Consider the following 24,285-nt stretch of genomic DNA (forward strand, 5'->3'; position numbering starts at 1 on the left):
ATCCGGGGAGTGGACGTGGTGGGTCCCGCCAGGAGTCGCGCGGTGGCCCGTGCGACCGTCCCGGCCGGGTTCCGTGCGCCCCCCGGACCCCGACGACCCCGTGGTTAACCAGCCGTCAACGTGACCTTGGCACCGTAGCCGGGACCCGTCGCGCGGAACGCGACGCGACCGGAGGGGTCCCGTGTCCCACATGCTCAGCCTCGGACAGGCCGCGCGCCTCGCCGATGTCGGAAAAACCACCGTCGCCCGTGCGATCCAGTCCGGCCGGCTCAGTGCCACCCGCAAGGCGGATGGCGGCTATGAGATCGACCCGGCGGAGCTTTGCCGGGTCTACGAGTGCAAGATCCCCGGTGCGACCGCCGAAACCGTCGCGGGCGACGGTCGCGCGGAACGCGACGCGACCCCGCCCGGAACGGGGAGGGACGCCGAGACGGAAAAGGCCCTTGCCGCAGCTGAGGCGCGGATCGAGGGCCTGAAACAGGTGGTCGAGTCCGAGCGCCGACGTGCCGAGGAGGCTATCGCCGACCGGGACCGTTGGGCGGCCCAGGCCGAGCGCCTGGCGCTCCTGGCGCCCCCTCCGGCGCCGCCGGCAGTGCCGGCCCCACCGGAGCGGCGGACCTTCTTGGGCCGGATTTTCCGGGCCGCGTGAGGATCAATGGGCGAGGGCGAACGATGCCGACGTGTTGGTGTATGAACCCCAGCCGTTTCCAGTAGGCAGAGAGCCGGCTTTGACGACCCGGACGCTGGACGGGAACGCTTGGCCCGTGACGGTGCTCCAATCGGCTGTCGAGGGCGTTAGGCAGGCTCCGTGCGAATCGTCCCGGAAGGTCGAGAACGACACTTGTCCGGTTGAGGCGACGACGCCCATTGTGGCGAGCGCGCAGCCGCCGTTTCCGACCCGCACCGTCAACTCGAAGACCGTGTTGCCGCCGCCTGGATAGACCTGGACCTGCGCCAGGTTCGCCGGCATCCCGTTCCACAAAACGTCCCAGGACCAACCGGGAAGGGCGGCAATTTGCAGGAGGCCGTTGTGCGGAGTCGTCAGGCTCGGGTCCGTCTCACCGACGCCCATGCCAGGCGGCAATGCCGTACTCGGATCGGAGTTCGACATTCCCGGAGGCAAGGCCGGATCAGTCGAGGGTGAGGTTGGCACAGTTGGGACCGTCACCAGCGCGGCCGAGATCCGAGGGAGCGGCAGAACGCGAAAATAGGGGGCCTCGGCAGCCGAGGCCGGTGTGATTAGGGCGATGAGGGTGAGGGCGATGGTGAGAAGGCGCACGGTAAACCTCTGAGACCGTTGACCCTTCGATTGTCCGGGTGGAACCCGAAATTGCAAGGTTTATCGGTGTCATAAACGACATGTTTTTACAGCGGTATCTCCCTCCTGCTTAGAGCAGGAGGGAGAGGTTAAGCGCCTACTAAATCTACCTGATCGAATACTTTTGTAATTTCTGGAATCAGACCGGACGAATTCATTATCGCCTTACGGATTGCTATCTCTCCCGATGGTTTTTTGGAGTGCATGAGTAACAAAGCGCATATTCCACTCTTTAGAACTGCCTTGAATTCATTGGCTATTCGAGAGTTAGTTTTTTCTAGATCTTTCAACGAATCAAGGGCATAGTTATAAGATTTTTCTCTATAACTTAGATCGCCAATGTTACTCATAAATCTCTGAGCTACTTGTCTGCCCAAGTTTTTATCTACAATAACCTCGGTTATGTTTTTGAGAATGTATTTTATGTCTTCTGGTGTAGATGAATCATTAGCAATCTGTTCAATCAGATTGAACGTTTTTTCTATGTCTGATTTTGCAATGTTTGTAGCTATGATCTGATATCTCAAATTATCACGATACTCTTTGAGTTCGCGAGTTGCTGCAATTGAGATGGATATCATCGTAATGACTACCATCGCAGGTAATCCATATTCCGAAAATGAAATATCCATCTTCTCTTCTCCTTCGACACTCATGGGCAATCTTTTATTTGTTTGACTTAAAGATGCCACGAAGAATTCCAAGGAATCCCTTCTTTTCGATGATTTCCCCTACTCCGTTTTTAGCGCGGCGCAGCGTCGTAGAGTCTTTCAACACGTCACTAAGGTACGTATACGCAGGGTAGCCTATAATTAGACCTGCACCTGCGACGACGATCCATATGGGGCTAGCACCTACATGGGCCAGCGCTGCCAAAGTGGCAAAGGCGACTACGACGTAGACGAGTGTTTCCGGGCCATGCTTGCTGGCGGCGCGAACGGTTGCCGCTCCTTGCACAAGGGCGTTAGCGGCTTTTGCGGGCGTAGGGAGTCCCATTGGTCAACCCCGTTTTGCTCGGCGTCAATTGCACCTGGGATCGACCCGACGAAACTTCAATGTCTCAGTAATCCTGTTCAAACGAAGGGATGCCGGAGCCGCATCGCGGATCTTTGAAGTCCAGAAATCCGTCCCGGTATCCGCCGGTCCCCGGCAGGAAGAGGTCGAAGTATCCGAGGGGCTGGCCTACGTCCCCGCCGATAGTGTCCTGTCGCATGGCCGCCCGGCCGGAGCCGGTATAGGTGCGGACGTTGCCTGTGCGGAGGTTCGTGACTTGGCACTCGGCTGTCACCCTGTCGCCCTCGTAGGGCATTCCCTCCGCCGGGTCATCGCCAGGGGAGAAGCGCAGACGTACCCGGTGCCGGAACCCATCCTTTGTTAAGTCCAGGCCGGTGACGTAGCGGGAATTATCATAGGCAGGGCGGGGGGCGAAGGTTCGCCCGTCCCATTCGAATCGGACGATGCCGCCGGGTTGGATCGAGGCGATTTGCTGCCTGTACAGACCGACCGCCATGGCCTGCGTTGACAGGGCGATGCGCCAGGAACCGGGGGGCTCGCCGGCTTGCGTGAAGACGAGCAGCCGATGCCCTTCCAGCCGCGAATCGTTGAGGTCCGCACCGACCCCACGGGCCAGGACCAGGATGTCAGGAACTCGGGCGCCGGTCAGGGAGGCGGTAGCGCACTCGATGCCGAAGATCTCCCTATGACCGTTTCGAGCGCGTAACGGCTCCACGATCTCCCGCTTGATCTTGGCGCAGGCGTCCGCAGGCATCGTCCACTCAACGACCCGGAACCCTTGGCGTTTCGCTTCGGCCACGTCCGGGGGGGCGATCTCCTCTCCCAGTGGGGGAGGGGCCTTTTCCGCCCTGCACGGCACGACCCCGCCGGCCAGCCCGAGCAATGCAATCGCGGAGAAGATGTTGAGGGAACGTCGGATTTTTTTCATGCCTCAACACTAGCCTCTGTCAAATAAACAAGACCTGAATGCGAACTGATCTCTATCTATGATTACATCGGATAGTTACTGCTTGCTACGAATTGTTTTGCTTGGACGTGATATAGCTCGCTTGTTTTTAACTGTATTTTGCATGTGCCAGTGGACCAATTTTTAAACCGTTTGTGGTTTCATTCACGGACATGCGCTTAACGTCATAGGAGTCGGGGCAATGATTGACTACGAGGCCATCGGCATAGCGCGAGGCATGTCCTTCGCTCTTCGTCGCGAGCGTATTGTCAATGACCGTAACATCGACATTGCCAACGGCGAGATCAGGAAGGCCAACGGCGAGATCGGGAAGGCCAACACTGAGATAGCCCGGCTTCGTTCCGAGCTAGCGCAAGCCAAGTTTAGCCTTTTGCTTGAGGTCGCCCATAAAACTGGAATTCTTGCTCAGGGCCGCGCTCTACGTGCCGAGCTTACGAAGCTGGCACCAGATCATCCTTATTTAAAACCGACTGGCCTGCGTTATGATGATGGTTCTGCTCAAATAGAGCTTAATCTAATATATGATGCCGCTTTTGATTTGAAAGCCAAAGAAATTGGGCTCGACAATTCGCTTGAGCGGCGCTCTGTAGCGAAATAGATTGCTAAATATAGATCTATATAGGGATCTATTTCTTGGAATGCTCGTCGCATTTTGTGGAGAGCCAAGCGTCTCCGCGAAGCGATCCGGGCTTGCCGCACACGTCGCAGATCGTCTCCGATTGCCTTTCGGCATCGTCCACGATGGCTTCGGCATCGTCGCGGAACGGCACGACATCCATCCGCAGGGTGCCGTATTTTTCCTTCACGTCGAGTACCCGGAGGCCGAGATCCGGGTCTTGCTCGCCTTGGGCTGATGCCAGGGCGTCGAGGCGTGCGAACGTGCGTTCGACAAGCTCGCGCCAACCTTCCCCTACGGCGAACGACGTGCGCTCAGCCCAGGCGTAGCGCTTGGAGAGGGCTTCCTGCCAATCGGTCATCACTTCACCAGCCAGGCAACCGGTCCCGTCGAGAAGAACCCCAGGAGGGCCTTGCGTCCGAACAGGCCGGCGAGGAGACCGGCCCCGATGAGCCAGAGCGGCCCCCAGCCGGCGAGCCAATCGACTAGGCCGGTGTAGACCCCGCGCGAGGCTCCGGCGGCCGGTGCGGCGCTTCCTTCGAGCCACAGCGGGACGTTGCAGGCGCGACCGCCGTTCACGGTGATGACTTGTTGCGCTCCGGGGCCGCAGTAGGTCCGAAGGGTCAGGGCGAGGTCGGCGTTGCTCCGGGCCAGGTTAAACCATGATGGCGAATCGGTACGGGCGGCGAGGGCCGCCCATTCCGTCGCGATGCCCGTAACGTTCGACCGCCCAAGGCCCCACCCTGCGATGCCGAAGCCGAGGGCGATGGCGACGACGAGCGCGATCAGCTTGAGCCCGATCCCGAAATCCCGTCGCCGGTCGGCCCGTTCGAAATGGGCCAGGGCGGTCACGGCCACGGCTTCGCCGGTCTGTTCCGCGAGGGCAGCGTGCGCCGCTTCCACACGTGCCGTGGCCGCCTTGGCGACCGGCCCGACCGCACGCTTGGCCGCTTCCTCGATACGGGCGGGTAGGGCGTCTATGGCACCGGGAATCGTCTTTGCGGCAGCTTCGAGCAGGCCGGCAACCGCCAGATAGATCACCGTGGGATCGTCCGGGGAGAGCCCGAGATCCGCGATCCGGCGCCATGCGAGATCCCGCGCAGCGGGATCGAGCGCGAGGACGTCGGCCGCCTTTTCGAATTGCTGCTTGCTCTCTGGACGCATGACACGGGCTCACAGCCGGGAACGGGGGAGGGTCCAGGGAGGGGGCGCAGCCCCCTCCTTGGATCACGTCATCACAGGCCCAGGAATGGCCGGGCCGGCTCGATGGCGGCGGAGAACTCCCGCACGAACTTCGATACGTGCGCCCGTTCCGTGATCGACAGGGACGAATCCGAGACGGCCGAGGAGAACGGCAGGTTGTCGGCATCCACCTTGGCGAAGGTGCCCGCAGGGATGCTCGGCAGGTCGATTTCGACCCCGCCCAGGGCCAACAGCTTCTCGCGGGTCTTGCCGCCCTTCTGGACGCCCTTGCCGTCCGTGAACCCATGCCAGAACGGAAAATCCGCCTCAGACCGGCCCCAGCGGGTGTTGCGGATCGCGACGTGATCCACCCGGTCTCCGGCCAGTTCGAGCCAACGGGCCACGGAGGCCGAGGAGCCGACTTCCGGGCTCACGAGATGAAGGAGCGTCACGCGGTAGCCATGCTCTTCGAAGGCGGCCAGGAGGCCGTCGATCCCGTCGCCGCCGTCCACGATCCTCATCAAGTCGGCCAGGGAGCCGCCCGCCAGGTCGTGCACGATCAGGGGCTCACCGGTTGAGATGCAATCGAGCAAGGTGTTCCGCTCGCCTTCCGCCCGAACGTTGTAGTAGGCGACCCCCTCTACGGGGCTCTGATCGTCGGACAGTCGTCCATCGGGCCCGCGGGTGCCGAGGACACGGACGAGGCCGCCCACGCCGCCGTCCGCGTCGTATGCGGCGACGCGCGTTCCCTGTGACCGTAGGAGGTTGATGAGAGCACGAGCCGTCACGCTCTTGCCCACGCCACCCTTTTCGGAGGCGACGCCCACAAGTCGCTTTCGCTTTGTGTTTTCCGTCACCTTAGTTGCCGCTCGCGCCATGTTCGTGGTCCCTTCGTCCTGATGTTCGAATCGGTGTTCAGAGGTCGGCGTCGTTGAGCCGGTGTCCCGTTGCCTTTGCGCCCGCGCCCGTCTTTGCTCGCGGCGCAACCGCCAGTTCAGACGGCTTAGGCGTTGCGTTCGCATCCGGCGCGGCCTTCGTGTCATTGGCCTTCGCTCCTGCGTTCGCGTCAGGTTTCGTCTCTGTTACCTCCGAAGCTTGCTTGATCCTCGCGCGAGGTTTCGGTGTCGTTCGCGTGGGAGCTACACCTTCCTCTCGGTTCGCGCGTTGCAGGTATTGGCGAAATGTTCCAAGGGATATTTCGAATCCCTTCTCTGCGAACATGTCGCGGATCTCCGCATCGGTGAACCGCTTGGCCTTTAGCTCCCGAATGTCCGGGAGGAGGCCCTTGACGGTTTCGTAGATCGAGGCCGTCCTTTGCGGGGCGGACTTAGCAGTGTCGCGCAGGAGGCTTTGAAGCTCCGCAAGCGCTTCCGGGTTCGTTTGCTTTGCCATTAGAGGGCCTTTCTCGCGACGTATGCCCTTTGCGAAAGGTACGTTACCAGGGTCAAGCTATCAGCGTTCGTCAAAATTACAATGGGCGTTCGCATGGCTTTCGTATTTATGCAGCCATACGTTCGCAAAAAGTTAAGAAGCCTCCGGGTAGGGGTTAGCAAGGTTGGAAGGAGACACACTACGCACCGCCGATGCCTTGAGCTTGCCTCCCGGCCTTGTAAACCACTGCCAAGACTGGCACTCTTGTAGCTAGAAGGAGGCAAGCATGACCCGCCGACAAGTCCGCATCTCCCTAGACGAAGCGCTATGGGATGCTGTGCAGGCCGCCGCCAAAGTGCGGGGGGTCGCCCCTCATCTCTACGTCGAGGAAGCCTTGTCCGCTTCCCTTGGGCCGTCCGATGCCATGCAGAGGTTCGCCCACGTTGCCGAGAGCATGAATGTCAACGCCGCCGACATCATGGCGAATGCAGCGGAAACCCGAGACCAGATCCGGGTCATCTCGGATTTCATCGTGGACCTATATCGCGTTCGAAACGAAAACGAACTTGTTGATAACTGATACGTAACAACAAGCGAACGCTGAGGCCATCGCCATGATGACATGCACGCGAATCACCAGCGTCGAGTATTACGAGTCCATGGCGCGTCAGATCAAGCGCGAATCCGGCCTCGTCTCCGATGGTGCGACGGTTGACGACACAGCAGCGGCTTACGCCCGGAAGGAAGCAACGAAGGCACACCGCGAGGGCAGCGAGGCTTACGAGGCCGCCTATGCCGTCGCGTTCGACAAGGCGTTGTGCACCCTCAAGAACGGCCACGCCGAGGGCCGCGATCAGGTCGCATATTATACCGATAACGGCGCGGGCGAGGCGAACGGGGTGTGGTGGACGCGGCAAGGTCGAGCCGGGTCCGAACCCCTTTCCCTTCCTACTCCCTCTCCGTTCCGCCGTTCGGCGGACGGTACCGAGGTAGACGGCCGGGTGTTGAGGGACCTAGCCGAAGGCCGCGACCCGGAATCGTTGGACCCCCTCGTAAAGGTGTCGGCGAACGGGAAGCGCAGTGTCGGGTACGACATGCAGTTTGCCGCCCCGAAGAGTGTGAGCGTGCTTGCCGCCTTCGCGGAACCCGAGGTCCGTGACAAGATCTTGGCCGCCCATGATCGCGCCGTGCGCCGAGCGCTCGATTTCGCCTTTGACGAGGGCCTGATCGTCACCCGGACAGGAGCCCAGGGGAAGGAACGGACGCCAGTCGAGGAGGTGTCGGCCGCCGTCTATCGGCATTTCACGAGCCGGGCTCAGGATCCGCAGTTGCATAGCCATGCCGTGCTTCTCAACCTGGCAGTCCGGGCGGACGGCAAGACCGGAAGCATCGACAATAAGGACATCCTGCGAAATGCGGGTGGCATCGCCGCGCTATACAGGAGTGAACTCGCGAGCGAACTCCGCCGAGAGCTTGGAGTCGAGGCGCATCGCGAAGGGCGGAACTTCGAGGTTACAGGTATTCCCGAACGGGTTTTGGAACAGTTCTCGAAGCGACGCGCAGAAATCGACAAGGCCGCCAAGGAAGGTGGCTTTAACACCGCAGCGAACCGCGAAGCAGCGCAGATTGCAGCTTTCGACACACGCGCCGCGAAGGACAAGGATGTCCCGCTCACCACCCTAGAGGAACGGTGGTTGCGGGAACTAACGAACGCCGGATGGAGCCCGCGTTCCCTGTTCGAGATCGCCCGCGTCGAGGGCGAGCGAGCCCGTACCGAGCGCGAGGGCGACGGCTCCCGCGAGGAGCGGCTTGGCCGGCTTGCCCTCGCCGGTATCGAATCCGTGACACAGACGGAAGCCGTGATCGAGCATCGGCACTTGCTGCGCCACGTCGCCGAATCCCTCCAATGCGAGGCGAATGCGGACGAGGTGCTAGCCGCCGTGAAGGGGCTCACCGAGCGGGGGCAGGTCATCCGCCTCGGCGAGACCAAGGCCAAGGAGTCCGTGTATTCGACGGTCGAGCTTGTCGAGGCCGAGCGCGCCATGCTCCGGGATGCCTTCACCCGGCAGGGCGAGCGGGAGTTCGTGTCGGCCGCCGCACTGGACCGTGTGCTCGCGAACCGGCCCACGATGAGGGAGGAGCAGAAGGCCGCCGTGCGCCATGCCCTCAACCGCGACGGCGTGGCCGTGGTCGAGGGCTCCGCAGGCTCCGGCAAGTCCTTCGCCATGGCGTCGGTCGCCGAGGCGGCCAGGGATGCCGGCGCTGAGGTCTGGACCATCGCGCCATCGTGGAAGGCGGTCGATGTCATTCGGACGGACACGGAGACCGCCGAGGAAATGGCCCGCGCCGTCGCGGGCTTCCTTCACCGCGTGAAGAAGGGGGACATCGAGCTAGACCGCAACACCGTCATCGTCACCGACGAGGCCGGCATGATCGGCACTCACGACATGGCCGCCCTCGTCCAGGCCGCCAGCAGTGCCGGGGCAAAGCTCGTTCTGACCGGGGACACTCGCCAGCTCGCGCCCGTCGTCGCAGGCGCTCCGATGCGGGCCTTGGTGAAGGGCCTCGGCACGAGCCGCATGGAAGAGATCCAGCGGCAGAAGGGCCGGACGCAGGAGGAGGGCGCCTGGATGCGCGCCGCCAGCATGGATTTCGCCAAGGGCGAGACGAAGCCGGCCTTGGAGGCTTACGACCGGGCCGGTGCCATCACATGGGGCGACGACCGCGACGCGGCCATTGACGCCCTTGTGCGGGACTATGCCGCCGACCGGCAGCAGGCCCCGGACAAGACGAGGGCCGTGCTCACCGGCTGGAACGTCGACGTGCAGGAGATCAACCGCCGGGTCCGCGAATCCTTGATTGCCCAGGGGATGCTCCCGCAGGGCCGGGATACGGAGGTCAACGCCATCCCGAGGGGCGGCAGCAAGCCGGCCGCCCTCGCCCTCGCGGCCGGCGACGACGTGATTTTTGGTGAGACGGTCGAGGTTCAGGGCCAGACCATCCGCAACGCGGATCTCGCGCGCATCGAGCGGGTCGATGTCAGCAAGACCGGGGAGGCCGTTTTGACCTTCCGCATGGCGAAGAACGGGGCGACCGTCACGGCCAGGGAATCCGAGCTTGTCGGCTTCCGTGAGGAAGGAGCCGCCAAGGCTCCGAAGCTGCAACATGCCTATGCGATGACGACTCACGCCGCCCAGGGTGTGACGGTCGATCAGTGCTACGTCGCCAATGTCCGGGGGATGCAGTCAGAGAGCACCTACGTTGCCATGACCCGTCACAGGGAAAGCGTGCGGCTCTATGCGGACACGTCACGCGTGCGGGATCAGCTTGAGGCTCGTCAGCCGGGCGTCGCGCCCGAGGAGCGCGGACTGTCCGGAGAGGTCGCCAAGGCCCCGGAGATCAGCTTGGCCGATGTCAGGGCGGCTTTGATCGAGGAATCCGCCATCAGCGGCAGCAAGGCCAACGCATCCGACTTCCTACCCGAGGGCACGAACCTCCGGGTTTGGGCCGGAGCGGAAGCGCCTGCCCAGGCCGCGCCACCGCCGCCCGTCGAGGAGCCGGCACGCGAGCCCTTCACGCCACCGGCAGGGTTGCCGCGCCTCCCGATCCGGCCCGGCTCCCCCGCATGGAAGGCCCCCGGCCAGGCCAAGGCCCCTGCCGAGGCGCAGGCCCCCTCGTCTCCTACTACCTCGCAGCGCGCGGCATCCGTCCTCCGCGAGCGCATGGCGGCTCGCACGAACGCTTCCGTGGCCTATCCCGTCCCCTCGCAGCGTGTGGCGCCCGAGGAGCGGGATCAGATGGTGCGGTCCAACCTGATGCAGTTCGCGCAGGATCATCTTGGAATGAAGATGGTCGAGACGTGGAGCGGCGGCAGCGCCGGCAAGTTCAAGACGTCGGACGGCAATGAATCCGTGTCGATCAGCCGGAAGGGGGACATGTGGATTTGGGTGTCCACCGCCGGCCGGGAGGGTGGCAGCGGCGTGATCTGGAACCTGGTCGAGAAGGCCAAGGGTGTCAGCTACGGCCAGGCCCTTCACTTCATTCGCGACCGTCTCAGGACATGGAATCCGAGTGCGCTTGTGGTGTCCAAGGTCAATGGCAGCGGCCCGGAGAAGGCGCCGCCGACCCTCGCCGACGTGCGCCGCAAGTGGCACAAGATGTTCGGCACGGGCTCGCGCTACCTCACGACAGAGCGTCAGATCGCGCCGGAAATTGCGTCTCGGTTCCGGGCCGACATCCGCGCAGAGAGCGAACACGAGCGGGCGACGAATAGGGGCGGTGTGGCCTTTGCTCACCGCAACGTCGAGGGTGATATCGTCGGCTATGCCCGGCGCGGTTTCGGTAAGACCGGTGCCGGCTTCAAGGGCTTTGCGGCTGGCGGAACGCCGTGCCTCTGGCAGGCCGGAGAAACCCGAGCCCCGGAGCGCATCTACATCACGGAATCCGCCATCGACACCCTGTCGATCTATCAGCATGACGGCGGCCCCGGCCGAGCCTTGCTCACGTCCACAGACGGAACCCCAAGCGACGCCGCCATCGACACGGTGAAGGCGCTCGCGCGCCGGCACCCGGAGGCTGCATGGCACGTCGCCATGGACAACGGCCCGGACGGCGAGCGCTTCGCCGCCAAGGTCCGTGAGGCCATCCGCGAGGTCGAGCCCGACGCCAAGATCGAGGACCGGAACCCCGGCGAGGCATTCAAGGATTGGAACGACCGCATCCGGGACGTGACCGCCGAGCAGGCCGCAGCTCGGAAGGCCGAGGCGAAGCGCGAGACGCAGATGCAGGTCCAGGCCGAGCAGGAACGGCTTACGGCGGAGGCGGCTCGCCAGGCGGTCGAGGAGCATCGGAGTGTTGCCCGGCCGCGTTAGAGACAGTCTGCTATCGACCCAACTACGCCGTAAGAGCAAGCCAACGTATCTCTCGAAAGCAGACGTTGCAGTCGATCTCGCCCTGCGAGGGCATGATCTCGGATCTCCGCCTTTCAGAGTGGTGACGCCGCCGCATCAGTCCTCTGACTGCTCCTGGGTGACGGCCGTATGCCGTGATTGAGGACGAGTCGGCGGTCACGCTGACGTCACCAATCTTTTTCGTGTGTCAGCGGAATAGATGGGCCCGTTCGACATCCCTCACGATGCGGTCATGCTCGACCGCGGGAGACCTCGCCCATGCGCCATCTGCTGATCCGCGCCGCCTTTGCGGCCATCACCTTCTCCGCCGTGGCCGCCCAGGCCGCCGCGCCTGCCATGACGGCCGAGACCGCCAAGGGGCCGGCGCTCGTCGATGCCAAGAGCATGACCCTCTACACCTTCGACAAGGACATGGGCGGCAAGTCGATGTGCAACGGCCCCTGCGCGACCAACTGGCCGGCCCTGATGGCCGCCTCCGGCTCGGCCGCCAGCGGCGACTGGACGATGGTGACGCGGGACGACGGCACGATGCAGTGGGCCTACAAGGGCAAGCCGCTCTACACCTTTGCCAAGGACACCAAGCCCGGCGACATCACCGGCGACGGCTTCCTCAACGGCGCGTGGCACATCGCCAAGCCTTGATCGGTAAAGCCTCGTGGACGAGATCGCCGCCCTTATCGAACCGCAGATCCCGGCCCTGCGGCGCTACGCCGTGGCGCTGTTGCGGGACCGCGAGGCGGCGGACGACCTCGTCCAGGACACCCTAGAGCGGGCGTTGTCCGCCTGGTCCGGACGTCGCCGCGACGGCGACCTGCGGGCGTGGCTGTTCACGATCGAGCGCAACCTGTTCCTTGGCGCCGTCCGACGCCGGAGCCGACGCGGCGTCGATCTCGACGGTGAGGCTTTGGAGCAGGTCGCTGATCCGGGTGGCGACCCGGAAGCCGCATTGGGGGCTCGCGACGTACTCGCCGGGCTCGATACCTTGCCCGAGGAACAGCGCTCGGTGCTGCTGCTCGTCGCGGTGGAGGATCTGTCTTATGCCGAGGCGGCCCAGGTGCTCGGGGTACCGCTGGGCACGGTGATGTCGCGGTTGAGCCGGGCGCGAACACGGATGCGAAGTTTTCTGGAAACTGGCCGGACCGGCCTCTTGAGGAGGGTGAAATGAGCGGGGATCCACGCCCGGTCGGCGAGGACGACCTGCACGGCCTGATCGACGGCCGCCTCGAACCCGAGCGGCAGGCGCTGGTCGAGGCATGGCTCAAGGGAAACCCCGCGCGTGCGGCCGAGGTCTCGGCGGATCGCGTCCTGCGCGAGCGCCTGCGTGCCCGCCTCGCGCCGATCGCAGAGGAGGCGATCCCGGCGCGGCTCCGGGTGGCCAACATTCGCCCGCGACATCGGTTCGTCGGCGCGGGCTGGTTCCCCATGGCGGCTGCAGCCGTGCTCTGCCTCACGCTCGGCGGTGCCGGCGGCTGGGTCGGCCATGCCCTGCGCGGCGGACCCGCGACGGCGATGGTGGCGGAGGCACCGGCGACGCAGGACGCGGTCGCGGCCTTTCGCACATTCGTGGTCGAGGTGGTGCATCCGGTGGAGGTGCGCGCCGACGAGAAGCCCCACCTCGTGACGTGGCTCTCGAAGCGGCTCGGTCACGCGGTCGCGGCCCCCGATCTCGCGGCCCAAGGGTTTCGCCTGATGGGCGGGCGGCTGCTGCCAGCCGGCGCCGAATCCGCGGCGATGCTGATGTACGACGACGACCACGGCACGCGGCTGACGCTCTACAGCCGCGTCGGAGACGGCGATGGGCGAACGCTCTTCCGCTTCGCCCGAGAGGGCGACATCGCTGCCTTCTCCTGGGTCGATGGTGGCATGTCCTACGTCGTCACCGGCCGCACCGACGAGGCCCGGCTGCTCACCGTCGCGCAGGCGGTCGATGCGCACGTCCGCGGCCTCGCGCCGGATCGTCGGCAGCCATGACCCTCGACCAGCTTCGCATCTTCGTGGCGGTGGCCGAGCGGCAGCACGTGACGCGGGCCGCCGAGGCGCTGAACATCGTCCAGTCGGCGGTCAGCACGGCGATCGCCAACATCGAGGGGCGGCACGCGACGAAGCTGTTTCACCGGGTTGGCCGCGGGATCGAGCTGACCGAAGCGGGGCGCGTGTTCCTCGTCGAGGCCCGCGCCGTGCTCGCCCGGGCCGAGGCCGCCGAACTGGTGCTCGCCGACCTCAGCGGCCTTCGACGCGGGACGCTGGCTCTCTACGCCAGCCAGACCATCGCCAGCGATTGGTTGCCGCGCCACCTCGTCGCCTTCCGCCGTACCTACCCTGAGATCGCCATCCGGCTGGCGGTCGGCAACACCACCGACGCCGCCGACGCGGTGCGCGCCGGGCAGGCCGAACTCGGCTTCGTCGAGGGCGCGCTCGACGACCCGACGCTTGCGAGCACCACCATCGCGCGGGACCAACTCGTCCTCGTGGTCGCCCCAGCCCATCCCTTCGCAGGGGCGACCGCCCTCGAACCCGAGGACCTCGCCGGGGCCGATTGGGTGCTGCGCGAGGCGGGATCGGGAACCCGCTCGGCCTTCGAGGCGGCGCTCACGGAGGTTGGCCTCGCCGCGGCCCAACTCTGGGTCACGCTCGAACTGCCCTCGAACGAGGCGGTGCGCGCCGCCGTCGAGGCCGGGGGCGGGGCCGCCGTCCTGTCCGAGACCGTGGTCGCCGCCGCGCTTCGAGCCGGAACGCTGGTGCGGGCGGCGTTCGCCCTACCGAGCCGGCCCTTCCGGGTGCTGCGCCACAAGGAGCGCTACCGCAGTCGGGCCGCCGACGCGCTGCTCGAACTCATCGCAACGTCGGATCCCGGATGAGCGATCCTGCGAAACCCGTGCACCCCGACGATCCCCGGGTGAGGCTCGCCGAGGACCGGACGGTGCTGGCAGCCGAGCGTACGTTCGTGGCGTGGCTTCGCACCGGGCTCGCCTTCCTGGGCGTCGGCCTGGCCGCGCAGCGCTTCCTGCGGGAGGTGCTGGCGGTCTGGCCGCTGAAGGTGCTGTCGCTCACGTTGATCGCCTGCGCGCTCGCCTCGTTCGCCGGCGCCGCATGGCGGGACCGGGCGATCCGGGCGCGTCTCGCCGATGCCGAGATCCCGATGATGCCGCGCATCCTCACCGTCGGGATCGCGGCCTTGCTGATCGCGATCTCGGGCCTTGCGGCCACCGCCCTGCTCTGGGCGTGACGGTCAGGCCACCGTGACCCGTACCCGGTGCCAGGCGGCGCTGAGGTAGCCCTTGTAGTTCCAGGTGTCGTCGGGCGCGGCCGGCTGGGTCTGGCCGGCGGAGTCCCAGGCCCGCACCGCGAGTTCGTGCTCGCCCGCGGTCAGCTCGCGCTCGATCTCCCAGAACGTCCAGGCGTAGGGCGCGTCGGCATCGCGGTCGATCTGGGCCTGCGCCCAGCTGCGGCCGCCATCCGTCGAGACGTCGACGCGGGCGACCGCGCGATCGCTGGCGATGGCGTAGCCGCGGATCGCGTGCCGACCGGCCTTCAACGCTGCGCCGGGGGCGGGCTCGCAGATCGCGCTGTTGAGCGGCATCGCCTCGATGGTGATGCCGTGGGCCGGGTCGGCGGTCTCGGCCGTCACGTCGGGCGGGAATAGCTTGTAGTCGTCGGCCTGCATCGGATTGTCGGAGGGGTGGTCCTGCACAGTGATGCGGGCCAGCCATTTCGGGCTGCGGATGCCGGCAAATCCCGGAACGACCACTCGTAGGGGATGGCCGTGCTCGGGGGCGAGAGGCTCGCCGTTCATCGCGAAGGCGAGCAGCGTCTCGGGCGCCAGGGCCTTGGCGAGCGGGATCGAGGCGCCGAAGCGCGTGTCCGTCTTCGCGATCCGGTCGTGGCTCTCGAAGGCGACGTGGCGCGTACCGCCCGCATCGCTTCCGGCCGCGTGCAGGACGTCGGCGAGCCGCACCCCGGTCCATTCCGCGTTGCCGATGGCGCCGGGCGCCCACGGGTCGCCGGAGACCGGGGCCACAGCCAGCATGTCGGCCCGGCGGTTGCCGGCGCATTGCATCACCGCCGTGACGGTGACGTGCGCGAAGCGTGCCTTCAGATCGGCGACGGACAATTCGAGGGGCGTGGCGACCATCCCGTCGACCGTCAGGCGGTAGCCGTCGGCGTCGAGGGCCGGGATGTCGCCGTGGCTGCGGACGTAGAAGTCGGCCTGATCGGTGAGGAAGGCGGCGCGCAGGCGATCGAGCGGCGGCTCGGCGTTGTAGGGCGCCTTGCCGTGGACGATGAGGCGGTCCTTGCGCTGGAACAGGCCGAGCATGGGGTCTTTGTCCTGCGTTCGTGACGTGTCGAAGACGAGAACGCGCCGGGAACCGACAAGGCCCCCGGCGCGCGTCGCCTCAGGGCTTCATCGTCGAGATGACCGCGTTCTTCGCCCGGTCCACCACGGCGACGCTGAGGTCGCGGTTGAGGACGTAGGCGTGGGCGTTGTCGGCCGAGAACGCGATTGCCTGGCGCGGCTCGTTCAGGCCGGTCACCGTGGCGACGACCTTGAGGGTGCCGGTGTCGATCACCGAGAGCGAGTTGTCCTTGAGGTTGCCCGAATAGACGAAGCGCCCGTCCGGGGTCAGCGCGGCGCCGTAAGGGTCCTTGCCCACCGCCACCTCGGACGTGACCTTGCGGGCGGCGACATCGACCACGCCGATGGTGTTGCGGCCGCTGTTGGCGGCAAAGAGTGTCTGGCCGTCCTTGGTGATCGAGATGGCGCGCAGCTTGTCGAACCCAGCGATCTCGCCGGTGATCTTGTTGGTGGCGGTATCGACCAACGTGATCTTGTCGCCGAGGAAGTTCGTCACGAACACGGTCTTGCCGTCCGGCGACAGCTTCACGCCCTGGCGCGGCTGCGCGAAGCCGGGGATCACGGCCTCGGCGAGCATGGTCTTGGTGTCGAACACGGTCAGCGTGCTCGCGGCCTCGTTATTGACGTAGAGCTTGGTCCCGTCGGCCGAGAGCACCGTGCCGAACGCGCCGGGGCCCGCGGCGAGAACGCCGGCCTCCTTGCCGGTGGCGGTCTCGTAGACCGTGATCCGGCCGGTGCCGCTGTCGGAGACGTAGAAGCGGGCGCCGTCCGGCGCGAACACGATGTTCCGCGGCGTGACGAAGCCGTCGAGGCGGCGCAGCACCGTGCCCTTGGCGACGTCGTAGACGACGACGGCGCTCTCCTCGCTGTTCGACACAGCGGCGACGGTCCCGGCGGCGTTCAGCGCCAGCGCGTTGTTCTTGATCGCGCCGTCGAAGCCGGCGGCGAACCCGGGCTGGGCCTGGGCTAGGAGCAAGGCGGCTCCGGCGAGGAGGGTGCGGAGGCTGGTGCGGATATGGGTCATGAAGCGGGTCTCTCGGGCATGCGCGCTCGTTCGGCGGCCGGGGCCTGCCGTGAGGGCTGGTTCGAAATCGGAAATCCGTAGTGCAAGGCCGGGCCGGCCGTGCATCGCCCTGAGGAGATGCCGGAAGGCGCAGTTTATTCCCCGAGGCCGGCGAAAAGAGCGCGGCGGCCTCGGGATACAGGGGTTCAGGGCGTCGGCTTCAACGCCGTGAGGTAGTCGACGATGGTCTGCACGTCGGCCTGATCGACCGGCGCCTTGTAGACGTGGACCATCTTGTTGACGGTCTCGGTCCACTGCGCCTTCGTGAGCTTGGGCTGGGTCAGCACCATCCCGGCCGAGTGGCAAGCGAGGCAGTTGTTGTTGACCGCCTCGGCCCCCGGTCCGTCGGGGAAGATCCGGTCGGAGGTCGGCATCTCGATCGATTGCGAGGTGAAGCGCATCGGCTCGGGAGCCGGGGCGGCGAGCGCCATCAGGGGAGACAGGAAGAGTGCGGCGATGAGGGCCGCAGGGCGGATCGTGTTCATGGCTGTTCTCCTCAAGCGGCCTGGAAGGACACGGTCTCGATGCCGTTCTGCATGAATCCGTTGGCGTTCCAGACCCGGTCCATGCCTTGCGCGACGCCGTTGGTATTGGTGCAGCGGACCCTGACCGTGTGGGTCCCGGCGGCCGGCGCCGGCAGGCTGCCGTCGAAGCGGCGGAAGCTGTAGGGGCCCTCGTCCGCGCCGAGCTGGGCCGGGAACCACGTCGCGCCGCCGTCTCCGGAGAAATCCACCGCCTTCACCCCGCAATCGCCGCCGAAGGCGATGCCGCGGATGGCCACCGGCATTCCTGCCGCCACCTTGGCGCCGTCCTGCAGGTTGGTGACGAACGAGCGCGGCACCATCCTGTTGATCGGCACCGTCTTGAAGCCGGTCTGGCCGGGCTTGATGTTGGCGCCCGGCACGTCCGGGATGCGGTAGGCGGTCTTCATCCAATACTGGTCGTCGGGCTTGTCCAGCACCTCGATGTCGGACAGCATCTTGACCCAATAGGTCGAGTACCAGCCCGGCACCACAAGCCGGAGCGGGAAGCCGTTGAGCAGCGGCAATTGCTCGCCATTCATCGCGTAGGCGATCATCACCTCGCCATTGCTTGCGTGATCGAGATCGAGCGATTTCTTGAAGTCGGGCGCGTCGTCGACCACCGGCGCGTCGAGGCCGTCGAAGCGCACCTGCACGGCACCGGCCTTCACCCCGGCCCGTTCGAGCACGTCCTTGAGGCGCACGCCGGTCCAGCGGGCGTTGCCCATCGAGCCGTTGGCCCATTGCGCGCCGGGCACCCGCGGCTCGAACAGCCCGCGTGAATTGCCCGAGCACTGGTTCACCGCGGCGATCTCGAAGCGCGGCAGGCCGGCGATGGCGTCGAGCGAGAGCGAGAGTTCCTTATCGACGTGGCCGTGGACCTTAAGCCGGAAGGTGCCGGCGTCGACTTCGGTCGGGATCGAGGCCCAGTGCCATCGGACGTAGAAGCGGTCGTTGGGGGTGAACACGCCCTCATCGAATACCGAAAACGGCGTCTCCAGCAGGGGCGGATGGGTGCGCTGAAGGATCATCTCGCCCTTGCCCGGAAAGGCGGTGGTCAGCGCCCGCTCGTCCGGGCCGCCGGGCAGCGGAAGCTTCACCGCGCCCGCGGCCCAGGCCGGCATCGCGGCGGCGAGGCTGCCGACCCCAAGTCCACCCAAAACGAGGCGGCGGTTCATCGGTCTGTCCAGTCCGTGCATGGTTTCTCTCTTTAAAGAATGTCGGCGTCGATGCGTTCGAGGGCACCGGGTCCGTGGCGATTTCTTGCGACCAAGGAGATGCTACGGGATGCGATTTATTCCCACCAACGGTCTCTCGCGATGCGAACGATCTCTCAATGCGATGTTTCGGAGACTTTCAATCTCTCGTGCGTTGTCGGGCATCGCGCGAGAAGAGAGCCTGGATCGATGCCGTCAGGCTCTCATGGGTGCATCATCGTTTTCCCTGACTCCAACCAGCGCTGAGGCCGCACCATCGCGGATATCAGACGAGGGCTAGTACGTGGATCAGGCCGAGACTGACGGCGCCGAGTGCGAGCAGTGAGGCGACCACCGCCAGGGTCACCCGTGCTCCGGCCTTAGCGACGCTGCGCACATCGACCCCGAGGCCGAGCGCCGCCATCGAGACCACGGTCAGCACGTTGGCAGTCTCCGACATCGGCGCGAGCGCGACCTGCGGGACCAGCCCGGCCGAGCGAAGGCCCGCGAGCGCCAGGAAGGCGAGGATGAACCACGGCACCAGGCGGTGGATCGCGAGGCCGCCGCGGGCCGGGCGGTCGCCGGCGGTGACGCCGGGGGCGGCCTCGTCGGTCTCCTCGCGCAGCCGGCTTGCGCCGAGCGAGAGCACCAGGACGACCGGGCCTAGCATCAGCACCCGGACGAGCTTCACCAGGGTTCCAACCTGGACGCTGAGCGCCGCGACCGGCGCGGTGGCGGCGAGGACCTGCGGAACAGCGTAGACGGTGAGTCCGGCGAGCACGCCGTACTGCATCGGCGACAGACCGAGCAGCGGCACCAGCAGCGGCAGGCCGAGCACCACCAGCACGCCCAGCACCGCGGTGAAAGCGATGGAGGCGGCGACGTCCTCGCCGTCGGCGCCGATCACCGGTGCCGTGGCCGCGATCGCCGAGTTGCCGCAGATCGAGTTCCCGCAGGCCACGAGGATCGCCATGCGCGGATGCAGCCCGAGCGCTCGGCCGATGCCGTAACTCGACAGGATCGTCACGACGACGACGCCCGCGATGCCGAAGAGCAGGCCCGGTCCGGCGGCGAGGATCGTCGCGAGGCTGAGCGACGCGCCGAGTAGTACGACCGCGATCTCCAGCACGGTCTTGGCCCCGAAGGCGATGCCGGGAAAGAAACGCTGCGACGGGGTCCAGGCGGTGCGGATCGCGCTCCCGAGCAGGATCGCCAGCACCAAGGCTTCGAGCCAAGCGCGACCGAACAGGTGCGTCTCGACGGCCTCGAAGCCGACCGCTGCGGCGGTAACCGCCACGCAGAGGCCCAGTCCCGGAAGGATGGCTCTCGTGCCGGCCAAGGCACGCGTCGAACGAGAGTGGGAGAAAAGTCTGGGCGCGGACATGGATGGCTCCGATGTGATGCCGGAGGATCCCAGGTCCCGTTCATTCACTCCAACGGAATGATTAGATGCTTCCCATCACTGAAATAGATGAAAGGAGGACCCCTTCAGAGTTTGCGGAGACCCATTGTGGGGGGCCGACAGGCGGATTCACCCGTCGATCCAACGGGCCTTGATCGTCGTGTCCGCAGCAAGCTCATAGATCCTGATGGAGCCCGTCGGGAGTTCGAGGTGCTCGACCTCCGCGGGGCTCAGGTCTTCAAGCGCCATGACAAGCGCCCGCAGGCAATTGCCGTGGGCGACGACGAGCACGTCTCCGCCCATGACCGCCGGCTGGATGGTTCGGAGGTAGCATGGGACGATGCGGGCGACGGTATCACGCAGGCTCTCACCGTTCGGCGGCGCCTCGGCGTAGGAGCGGCGCCAGGTCTCGATCCGCTCCGCCCCCCAGCGCGCATCGGCGGCGATCTTGTCGAGCCCGCTGAGGTCGCCGTAGTCTCGCTCGTCGAGCGCGGCGAAGCGTTGGGGGACCAATCCGGGTTGCCCGAGCGCATCGAGAATAAGCCGGCCGCTCACGACGGCCCGCGTCAGCGTCGAAGTGAAGGCTGCAGAAAAGCGCCAGCTGCGCTCGGCCAAACGCCGCCCGGCTGCCTCGGCTTCCATCCGGCCCTGCTCGGTCAAGGGCGAGTCCAGCAATCCCGTGAACAGGCCGGATCGGTTGGCTACGCTCTGGCCATGCCGGATCAGCACGAGATGTCGCGTGACCGGGGCTTTGCAATCGTGAATCACGCTGTCTCCCGAGGCAGAGCACTTTCGTGCCGGTCGCATCGCCTCTGATGATGTCGGCATCCGACTTTAACGAACTTCGACCATGCGATGGGTTGGACCGTCCATCCGGAGACGGCGGGTCATCCTAGGTCCGCTTAAGAACGTCTTGCGACTGAAAGCAGCCAAGCTGCTTCCCACCCATCTCGGACCTTTTAGGACAAGGGGCATTTCTATTATCAGTGTCATAAGAAACACCGATAAAAGGCAAAAACGGCCTATTCGATAAATTTTAAGCAACCCTCTTAGGTTGTATCTAATACCTTTGGTGTTGAACTGATGACAGAGTCAGTCATCAGGAGTTGCCGCCATGGCGGACCGTCAGAAATCGTTAAGTACAACTACAGCCGTAGTTCTGACGACCGAGCAGCATGACCTTGTTCGAAGGGTCGCGCTCACCCGCGCCATGCGCGGCGACCGGAGCCGTGTCTCCGTGTCCGATGTCGTTCGCGAGGCCATCGAGGCCCACGCCGTCATTCTCCGCCAGGAACTCGCACAGTGAACGCGCCGATCTCCCAGCACGCCCTCCTCGGTTCGACCCGCACGCCGGCACCGCAGACATCGCCCGCCCGGCGCCCCGAGGCCGGTCCCCAGGATTGGGAGCAGCTTGTCTCTCCGGGCCATGTTCTCGGCCGCCAAACCGCACGCGCCGGCAAGCTTCTCTTCTTCCCCGCCCTCGCGGTCTTTGCAGCCGTCGGGCTCCACACCCTTCACGTTGCCGCTAATCTTGCGGGCTTCACGCTTCCCCTGCCGCGCCTGCCCCTGCCCATGGTCAGCTACAGCCTCCCGCAGTGGGTTCGGGACGGGCTCACGTACGATCCCAACACGTATGTGGATCTCCAAGGCGGCGTTCGCACGAGCTACCGCTACGCCTGGCTACAGGACGTTCCCCGCTCGCGCGGCCTCTCCGCGAAGGGCTGGACTGACCTTGTTGCGGCGGTCTTGACGGATTTGCAGGCCAACCGGCTCGAAACCGACCGTTGGACGGCAACGCCGGCTCTCGCGACGGCACCGAAGGTCACGCGCCCCACCAAGGCCCTCACCGAGCACGTGGCCCGGCTCGACACCGGAATCGTCACGGTTTCGCCGGCCGGCGCCCAGCCCCGCATCCACGTCGTCGCGATGGTGGACGGTGCTTGGGGGTGGGTGACGTTCTCGCAGTTCGGGTGCCAGCAGAGCTTTGGACCGCCGATCCCGACATGCGCGCAGACCCGCGCCATCCCCGACATCAACGACCTTCGCCCGGCATCGAACTGAGGCCAGCCATGAGCATCATCACATCCGTTGCCCAGGGCTTGCCGGGCTTTCTCGGCCGAACCTTCCGGGGCGCCCGTGACCCCATCCTGTCGGGAGACCGCCGCTCCGCCGCCGAGATGACGTGGCCCGAGCGCCAGTGGCCGACCCTTTACAAGGACATCCCGGCCGATATCCGCCGTCCTGTCGTGTGGGACGGCCGGCTCTTGGGCGGCGCGTCCGTCACGTGGCTGGCCTGGCACCATTTCACCCCGGCGGTGCTCACCGCTGCCGTCGAGTCCGGTGGCAGGGCCGCCAAGCGCACGGCGCTGATCGTGTTCGCGATCCTCACCGCCGCCATCGTCTATCGCCTCTGGCAGTGGCAGGGCGGCACGCAGTATCCGTTTTGGGCCAAGGAAGTCGGGGCGTGGTCGCCTATCGTCGCCTGGTATGTGCTCCGGGTGCTGGAAACCGTGTTCGTCGGTGCCTCCGGCCTGTTGATGTGCCTCTGCCTCGCGCTCCTCTTTTTCCCCGCCGCATGGTTTTTCGCATCGTGGCGGGCGCTTAAGGTGTGGTGGCAGGAGGCCAGCGAGCCGCTTCGTACCCCCACTCGCGATGCTCTGCTGATCTTCAAGGCGAAGGCCGATATCCGAGGCTCCGAATATCAAGCCTATGCCCGCCAGGTCGAGGACGCGTCCGGCCGCCTCTCCAACATGCCGCTTCTCGCCGTAGGAACGGCAACGGGCGCGCTCCGGGCGCGTGGCGACATGGAGAGCCCGTCCGCCGGACAGGTTGTGGCCTTCGACGGCGAATCCATCCGCCAGCATGTGCTGTGCCTCGGTGCTACCGGCACCGGCAAGACGCGCAAGTTCATCCGCCCGATGGTCTCCCGGATCATGAATGCCGATTGGGGCGCCGGGCATCGGATCGGCGCCTACATCACGGACGGCAAGGGCACCCTCTGGCGCGACGTGCTTCCCAGCGTCGAGCATCGCGACGACGTGGCCGTGATCGGCACCGGCCCCGGCCAGGTTGGCGTAGATCTCCTCGCCGGCATGAGCCCCTTGGAAGTGGCGACGACCTTCAAGGCCGTGAGCGGCCAGGTCGCCGGCAAGCCGGCCGATGACTTTTGGCCCGAGTCCGCGTCGGGCCTCATCATGCACGCCGCCGCCATCGCCTACGTTCTGGACCAGGACGAGGACACCGTTGCGACGTGGGGAGACCTTCGCCCCTACTCCCTCCTCGGCCTTGCCCGCCTGGCGACCGATGAACAGGCACAGAAGGCAGCGTGCGAGCGCATCGACCTCCTCGCCGACGCCGAGCCGGGCGACGTGTCTCCCGCCCTCTACAACGCTGTCCCCCAGGCCCTCGAATCCGTCCTGTGGCTCCGGGGGACTTGGCTTCCCATGGCGACAGAGACCCGCTCCGGCATCGTCGCCAACGTCAACGTGGTCCTCGGGAAGCTCTCGGGTGCCCGTGCCCTCGCCGACCGTTTCTTCCGTGGCAGCTACGAGGACATCGTTGACGTTGAGCACGCCTTGGATGGCGGTGTGCTGATGGTCGCCGTGGGCGAGACCGAATGGGGCCTCGCCGGGAAGGTGGTCAACGTCTGGCTCAAGACCCGGCTCTATGTCGCGGCACGCAAGCGCCTCGTTACAGATCCCGAGGCGTGCCGGAACACGTCATGCGCCCTTATCGCCGACGAGTTTCAGATGCTCGTCACGGCCGGCCCGGACAGCGACACCAGCTTTTGGAACATCGCCCGCGAAACCGGAGTGTTCCTGATTGCAGCAACGCAATCCATTGCTGCACTTCATCAAGTTCTTGGTGCAGATCAAACCGCTAATATCGTCAATCTGTTGCGGTCCAAGATTATCCTCAAGACCGAGGAGCTTTCGACCATCGACTATGTGCGAAAGCTTGCGGGCGAACTCCCACGTGCATGGGAACCGGAGCCCCGGTTCTTCGCGACCCAGGGCGCCCGCGAACTCGCTCAGCCCGACCGTACGCCGGCTTTGCCCGAGGCCAGGATGTCTCAGGCATTCTTCCCCACCGTGCCGAGGCTCGACACGACCTCGATGCGGGATGCCGTCTCGTATGATCCCCGGTTCCTGATGCGTCGGACGATGCAGGACCAGACGCAGCAGATTTCGTCGATGCAGGCCGCTGCGTGGCGGCAGGAAGACAAGGTCAAGGATACCCTCGTGTCCGGTCTGACTTGGCGTCCCAAGGTCGAATCTGACGAGCTTTTGCTTGGTTCAGGGTTCGCCTTCGCAATCGTCCAGCGGGCCGGTGGAGACCGGTCAGATATTATCGATCTTGAAGCAGCTTAAG

Annotated in this window: 25 protein-coding genes; 12 read left to right on the plus strand and 13 right to left on the minus strand. The window is 65.5% G+C overall.

Annotated features, from left to right (window positions below):
• The first annotated feature begins 181 nt into the window (after positions 1-181).
• The gene (locus MKK75_RS00860) at positions 182-649 is read left to right on the plus strand and encodes a hypothetical protein (protein ID WP_409567494.1); all 468 of its coding nucleotides are present in this window, start codon (positions 182-184) and stop codon (positions 647-649) included.
• 3 nt (positions 650-652) lie between these two features.
• Here the strand turns inward: MKK75_RS00860 and MKK75_RS00865 are convergent, their stop codons facing one another.
• The 3 genes from MKK75_RS00865 to MKK75_RS00875 all read right to left on the minus strand — a co-directional run bounded on the left by MKK75_RS00865 (position 653) and on the right by MKK75_RS00875 (position 3,260).
• Positions 653-970 carry a hypothetical protein gene (locus tag MKK75_RS00865; protein WP_244040746.1) on the minus strand — a complete coding sequence of 106 codons (318 nt, stop codon included), beginning with the start codon at positions 968-970 and terminating at the stop codon, positions 653-655.
• A 437-nt stretch (positions 971-1,407) separates the two neighbouring features.
• The gene (locus tag MKK75_RS00870) at positions 1,408-2,010 is read right to left on the minus strand and encodes a hypothetical protein (RefSeq protein ID WP_244040747.1); all 603 of its coding nucleotides are present in this window, start codon (positions 2,008-2,010) and stop codon (positions 1,408-1,410) included.
• Between the two features lie 368 nt (positions 2,011-2,378).
• Complete coding sequence (locus MKK75_RS00875) at positions 2,379-3,260, minus strand: hypothetical protein (protein WP_244040748.1); 882 nt, start codon at positions 3,258-3,260, stop codon at positions 2,379-2,381.
• 220 nt (positions 3,261-3,480) lie between these two features.
• Here MKK75_RS00875 and MKK75_RS00880 point away from each other — a divergent pair, with 220 nt between their 5' ends.
• Positions 3,481-3,897, plus strand: coding sequence for a hypothetical protein (locus tag MKK75_RS00880; RefSeq protein WP_244040749.1), 417 nt, complete (start codon positions 3,481-3,483; stop codon positions 3,895-3,897).
• A 28-nt stretch (positions 3,898-3,925) separates the two neighbouring features.
• Here the strand turns inward: MKK75_RS00880 and MKK75_RS00885 are convergent, their stop codons facing one another.
• From MKK75_RS00885 to MKK75_RS00900, 4 genes are all read right to left on the minus strand, one after another.
• The gene (locus tag MKK75_RS00885) at positions 3,926-4,276 is read right to left on the minus strand and encodes a hypothetical protein (protein ID WP_244040750.1); all 351 of its coding nucleotides are present in this window, start codon (positions 4,274-4,276) and stop codon (positions 3,926-3,928) included.
• Positions 4,276-5,079, minus strand: a complete 804-nt coding sequence (locus tag MKK75_RS00890) for a hypothetical protein (protein WP_244040751.1) — start codon at positions 5,077-5,079, stop codon at positions 4,276-4,278. Before MKK75_RS00890 ends, MKK75_RS00885 begins: the two co-directional genes overlap by 1 nt.
• Positions 5,080-5,150: 71 nt before the next feature.
• Entirely contained in the window at positions 5,151-6,119 is a 969-nt protein-coding gene (locus tag MKK75_RS00895; protein WP_409567495.1) for a P-loop NTPase, read from the minus strand.
• Entirely contained in the window at positions 6,013-6,489 is a 477-nt protein-coding gene (locus tag MKK75_RS00900; protein WP_244040753.1) for a hypothetical protein, read from the minus strand. Before MKK75_RS00900 ends, MKK75_RS00895 begins: the two co-directional genes overlap by 107 nt.
• 265 nt (positions 6,490-6,754) lie before the next feature.
• Between MKK75_RS00900 and MKK75_RS00905 the strand changes: the two genes are divergently transcribed.
• The 7 genes from MKK75_RS00905 to MKK75_RS00935 all read left to right on the plus strand — a co-directional run bounded on the left by MKK75_RS00905 (position 6,755) and on the right by MKK75_RS00935 (position 14,604).
• Positions 6,755-7,048, plus strand: a complete 294-nt coding sequence (locus MKK75_RS00905) for a hypothetical protein (protein WP_244040754.1) — start codon at positions 6,755-6,757, stop codon at positions 7,046-7,048.
• Positions 7,049-7,082: 34 nt separating this feature from the next.
• Positions 7,083-11,339 carry a MobF family relaxase gene (mobF, locus tag MKK75_RS00910; protein ID WP_244040755.1) on the plus strand — a complete coding sequence of 1,419 codons (4,257 nt, stop codon included), beginning with the start codon at positions 7,083-7,085 and terminating at the stop codon, positions 11,337-11,339.
• A gap of 297 nt (positions 11,340-11,636) precedes the next feature.
• Complete coding sequence (locus MKK75_RS00915; RefSeq protein ID WP_244040756.1) at positions 11,637-12,020, plus strand: hypothetical protein; 384 nt, start codon at positions 11,637-11,639, stop codon at positions 12,018-12,020.
• Between the two features lie 13 nt (positions 12,021-12,033).
• On the plus strand, positions 12,034-12,543 hold the full coding sequence (locus MKK75_RS00920; RefSeq protein WP_244040757.1) for an RNA polymerase sigma factor: 510 nt from the start codon (positions 12,034-12,036) through the stop codon (positions 12,541-12,543).
• Positions 12,540-13,349, plus strand: a complete 810-nt coding sequence (locus tag MKK75_RS00925; protein WP_244040758.1) for an anti-sigma factor family protein — start codon at positions 12,540-12,542, stop codon at positions 13,347-13,349. Before MKK75_RS00920 ends, MKK75_RS00925 begins: the two co-directional genes overlap by 4 nt.
• On the plus strand, positions 13,346-14,236 hold the full coding sequence (locus tag MKK75_RS00930; protein WP_244040759.1) for a LysR family transcriptional regulator: 891 nt from the start codon (positions 13,346-13,348) through the stop codon (positions 14,234-14,236). The genes MKK75_RS00925 and MKK75_RS00930 overlap by 4 nt, the downstream gene beginning before the upstream one ends.
• Complete coding sequence (locus tag MKK75_RS00935; RefSeq protein ID WP_056250466.1) at positions 14,233-14,604, plus strand: YidH family protein; 372 nt, start codon at positions 14,233-14,235, stop codon at positions 14,602-14,604. Before MKK75_RS00930 ends, MKK75_RS00935 begins: the two co-directional genes overlap by 4 nt.
• A gap of 3 nt (positions 14,605-14,607) precedes the next feature.
• On the opposite strand, the gene MKK75_RS00940 is transcribed toward MKK75_RS00935, so the two are convergent.
• From MKK75_RS00940 to MKK75_RS00965, 6 genes are all read right to left on the minus strand, one after another.
• Complete coding sequence (locus MKK75_RS00940; protein WP_244040760.1) at positions 14,608-15,693, minus strand: molybdopterin-dependent oxidoreductase; 1,086 nt, start codon at positions 15,691-15,693, stop codon at positions 14,608-14,610.
• A 79-nt stretch (positions 15,694-15,772) separates the two neighbouring features.
• Positions 15,773-16,756 (minus strand): beta-propeller fold lactonase family protein, encoded by a 984-nt coding sequence (locus tag MKK75_RS00945; RefSeq protein ID WP_244040761.1) that lies wholly within the window; start codon positions 16,754-16,756, stop codon positions 15,773-15,775.
• 185 nt (positions 16,757-16,941) lie between these two features.
• Positions 16,942-17,280, minus strand: a complete 339-nt coding sequence (locus MKK75_RS00950; protein ID WP_244040762.1) for a c-type cytochrome — start codon at positions 17,278-17,280, stop codon at positions 16,942-16,944.
• Between the two features lie 11 nt (positions 17,281-17,291).
• A complete protein-coding gene (locus MKK75_RS00955; protein WP_244040763.1) occupies positions 17,292-18,515 on the minus strand; it encodes a molybdopterin-dependent oxidoreductase in 1,224 nt (407 codons plus the stop codon).
• Between the two features lie 283 nt (positions 18,516-18,798).
• Complete coding sequence (locus MKK75_RS00960; RefSeq protein WP_244040764.1) at positions 18,799-19,896, minus strand: YeiH family protein; 1,098 nt, start codon at positions 19,894-19,896, stop codon at positions 18,799-18,801.
• Positions 19,897-20,043: 147 nt separating this feature from the next.
• Positions 20,044-20,721: a 2,3-bisphosphoglycerate-dependent phosphoglycerate mutase gene (locus MKK75_RS00965; RefSeq protein WP_279593474.1), complete on the minus strand. Its 678-nt coding sequence runs from the start codon at positions 20,719-20,721 to the stop codon at positions 20,044-20,046.
• 307 nt (positions 20,722-21,028) lie between these two features.
• Here MKK75_RS00965 and MKK75_RS00970 point away from each other — a divergent pair, with 307 nt between their 5' ends.
• From MKK75_RS00970 to MKK75_RS00980, 3 genes are read left to right on the plus strand one after another with little or no spacing between them, the layout of a single operon-like run.
• Positions 21,029-21,220, plus strand: a complete 192-nt coding sequence (locus MKK75_RS00970; protein ID WP_244040765.1) for a hypothetical protein — start codon at positions 21,029-21,031, stop codon at positions 21,218-21,220.
• On the plus strand, positions 21,217-21,975 hold the full coding sequence (locus MKK75_RS00975) for a hypothetical protein (RefSeq protein ID WP_244040766.1): 759 nt from the start codon (positions 21,217-21,219) through the stop codon (positions 21,973-21,975). The genes MKK75_RS00970 and MKK75_RS00975 overlap by 4 nt, the downstream gene beginning before the upstream one ends.
• 8 nt (positions 21,976-21,983) lie before the next feature.
• On the plus strand, positions 21,984-24,284 hold the full coding sequence (locus tag MKK75_RS00980; protein WP_244040767.1) for a type IV secretory system conjugative DNA transfer family protein: 2,301 nt from the start codon (positions 21,984-21,986) through the stop codon (positions 24,282-24,284).
• Position 24,285: the final 1 nt, after the last annotated feature.

It is taken from the genome of Methylobacterium sp. J-030, assembly GCF_022829545.1.
Lineage (GTDB): Bacteria > Pseudomonadota > Alphaproteobacteria > Rhizobiales > Beijerinckiaceae > Methylobacterium.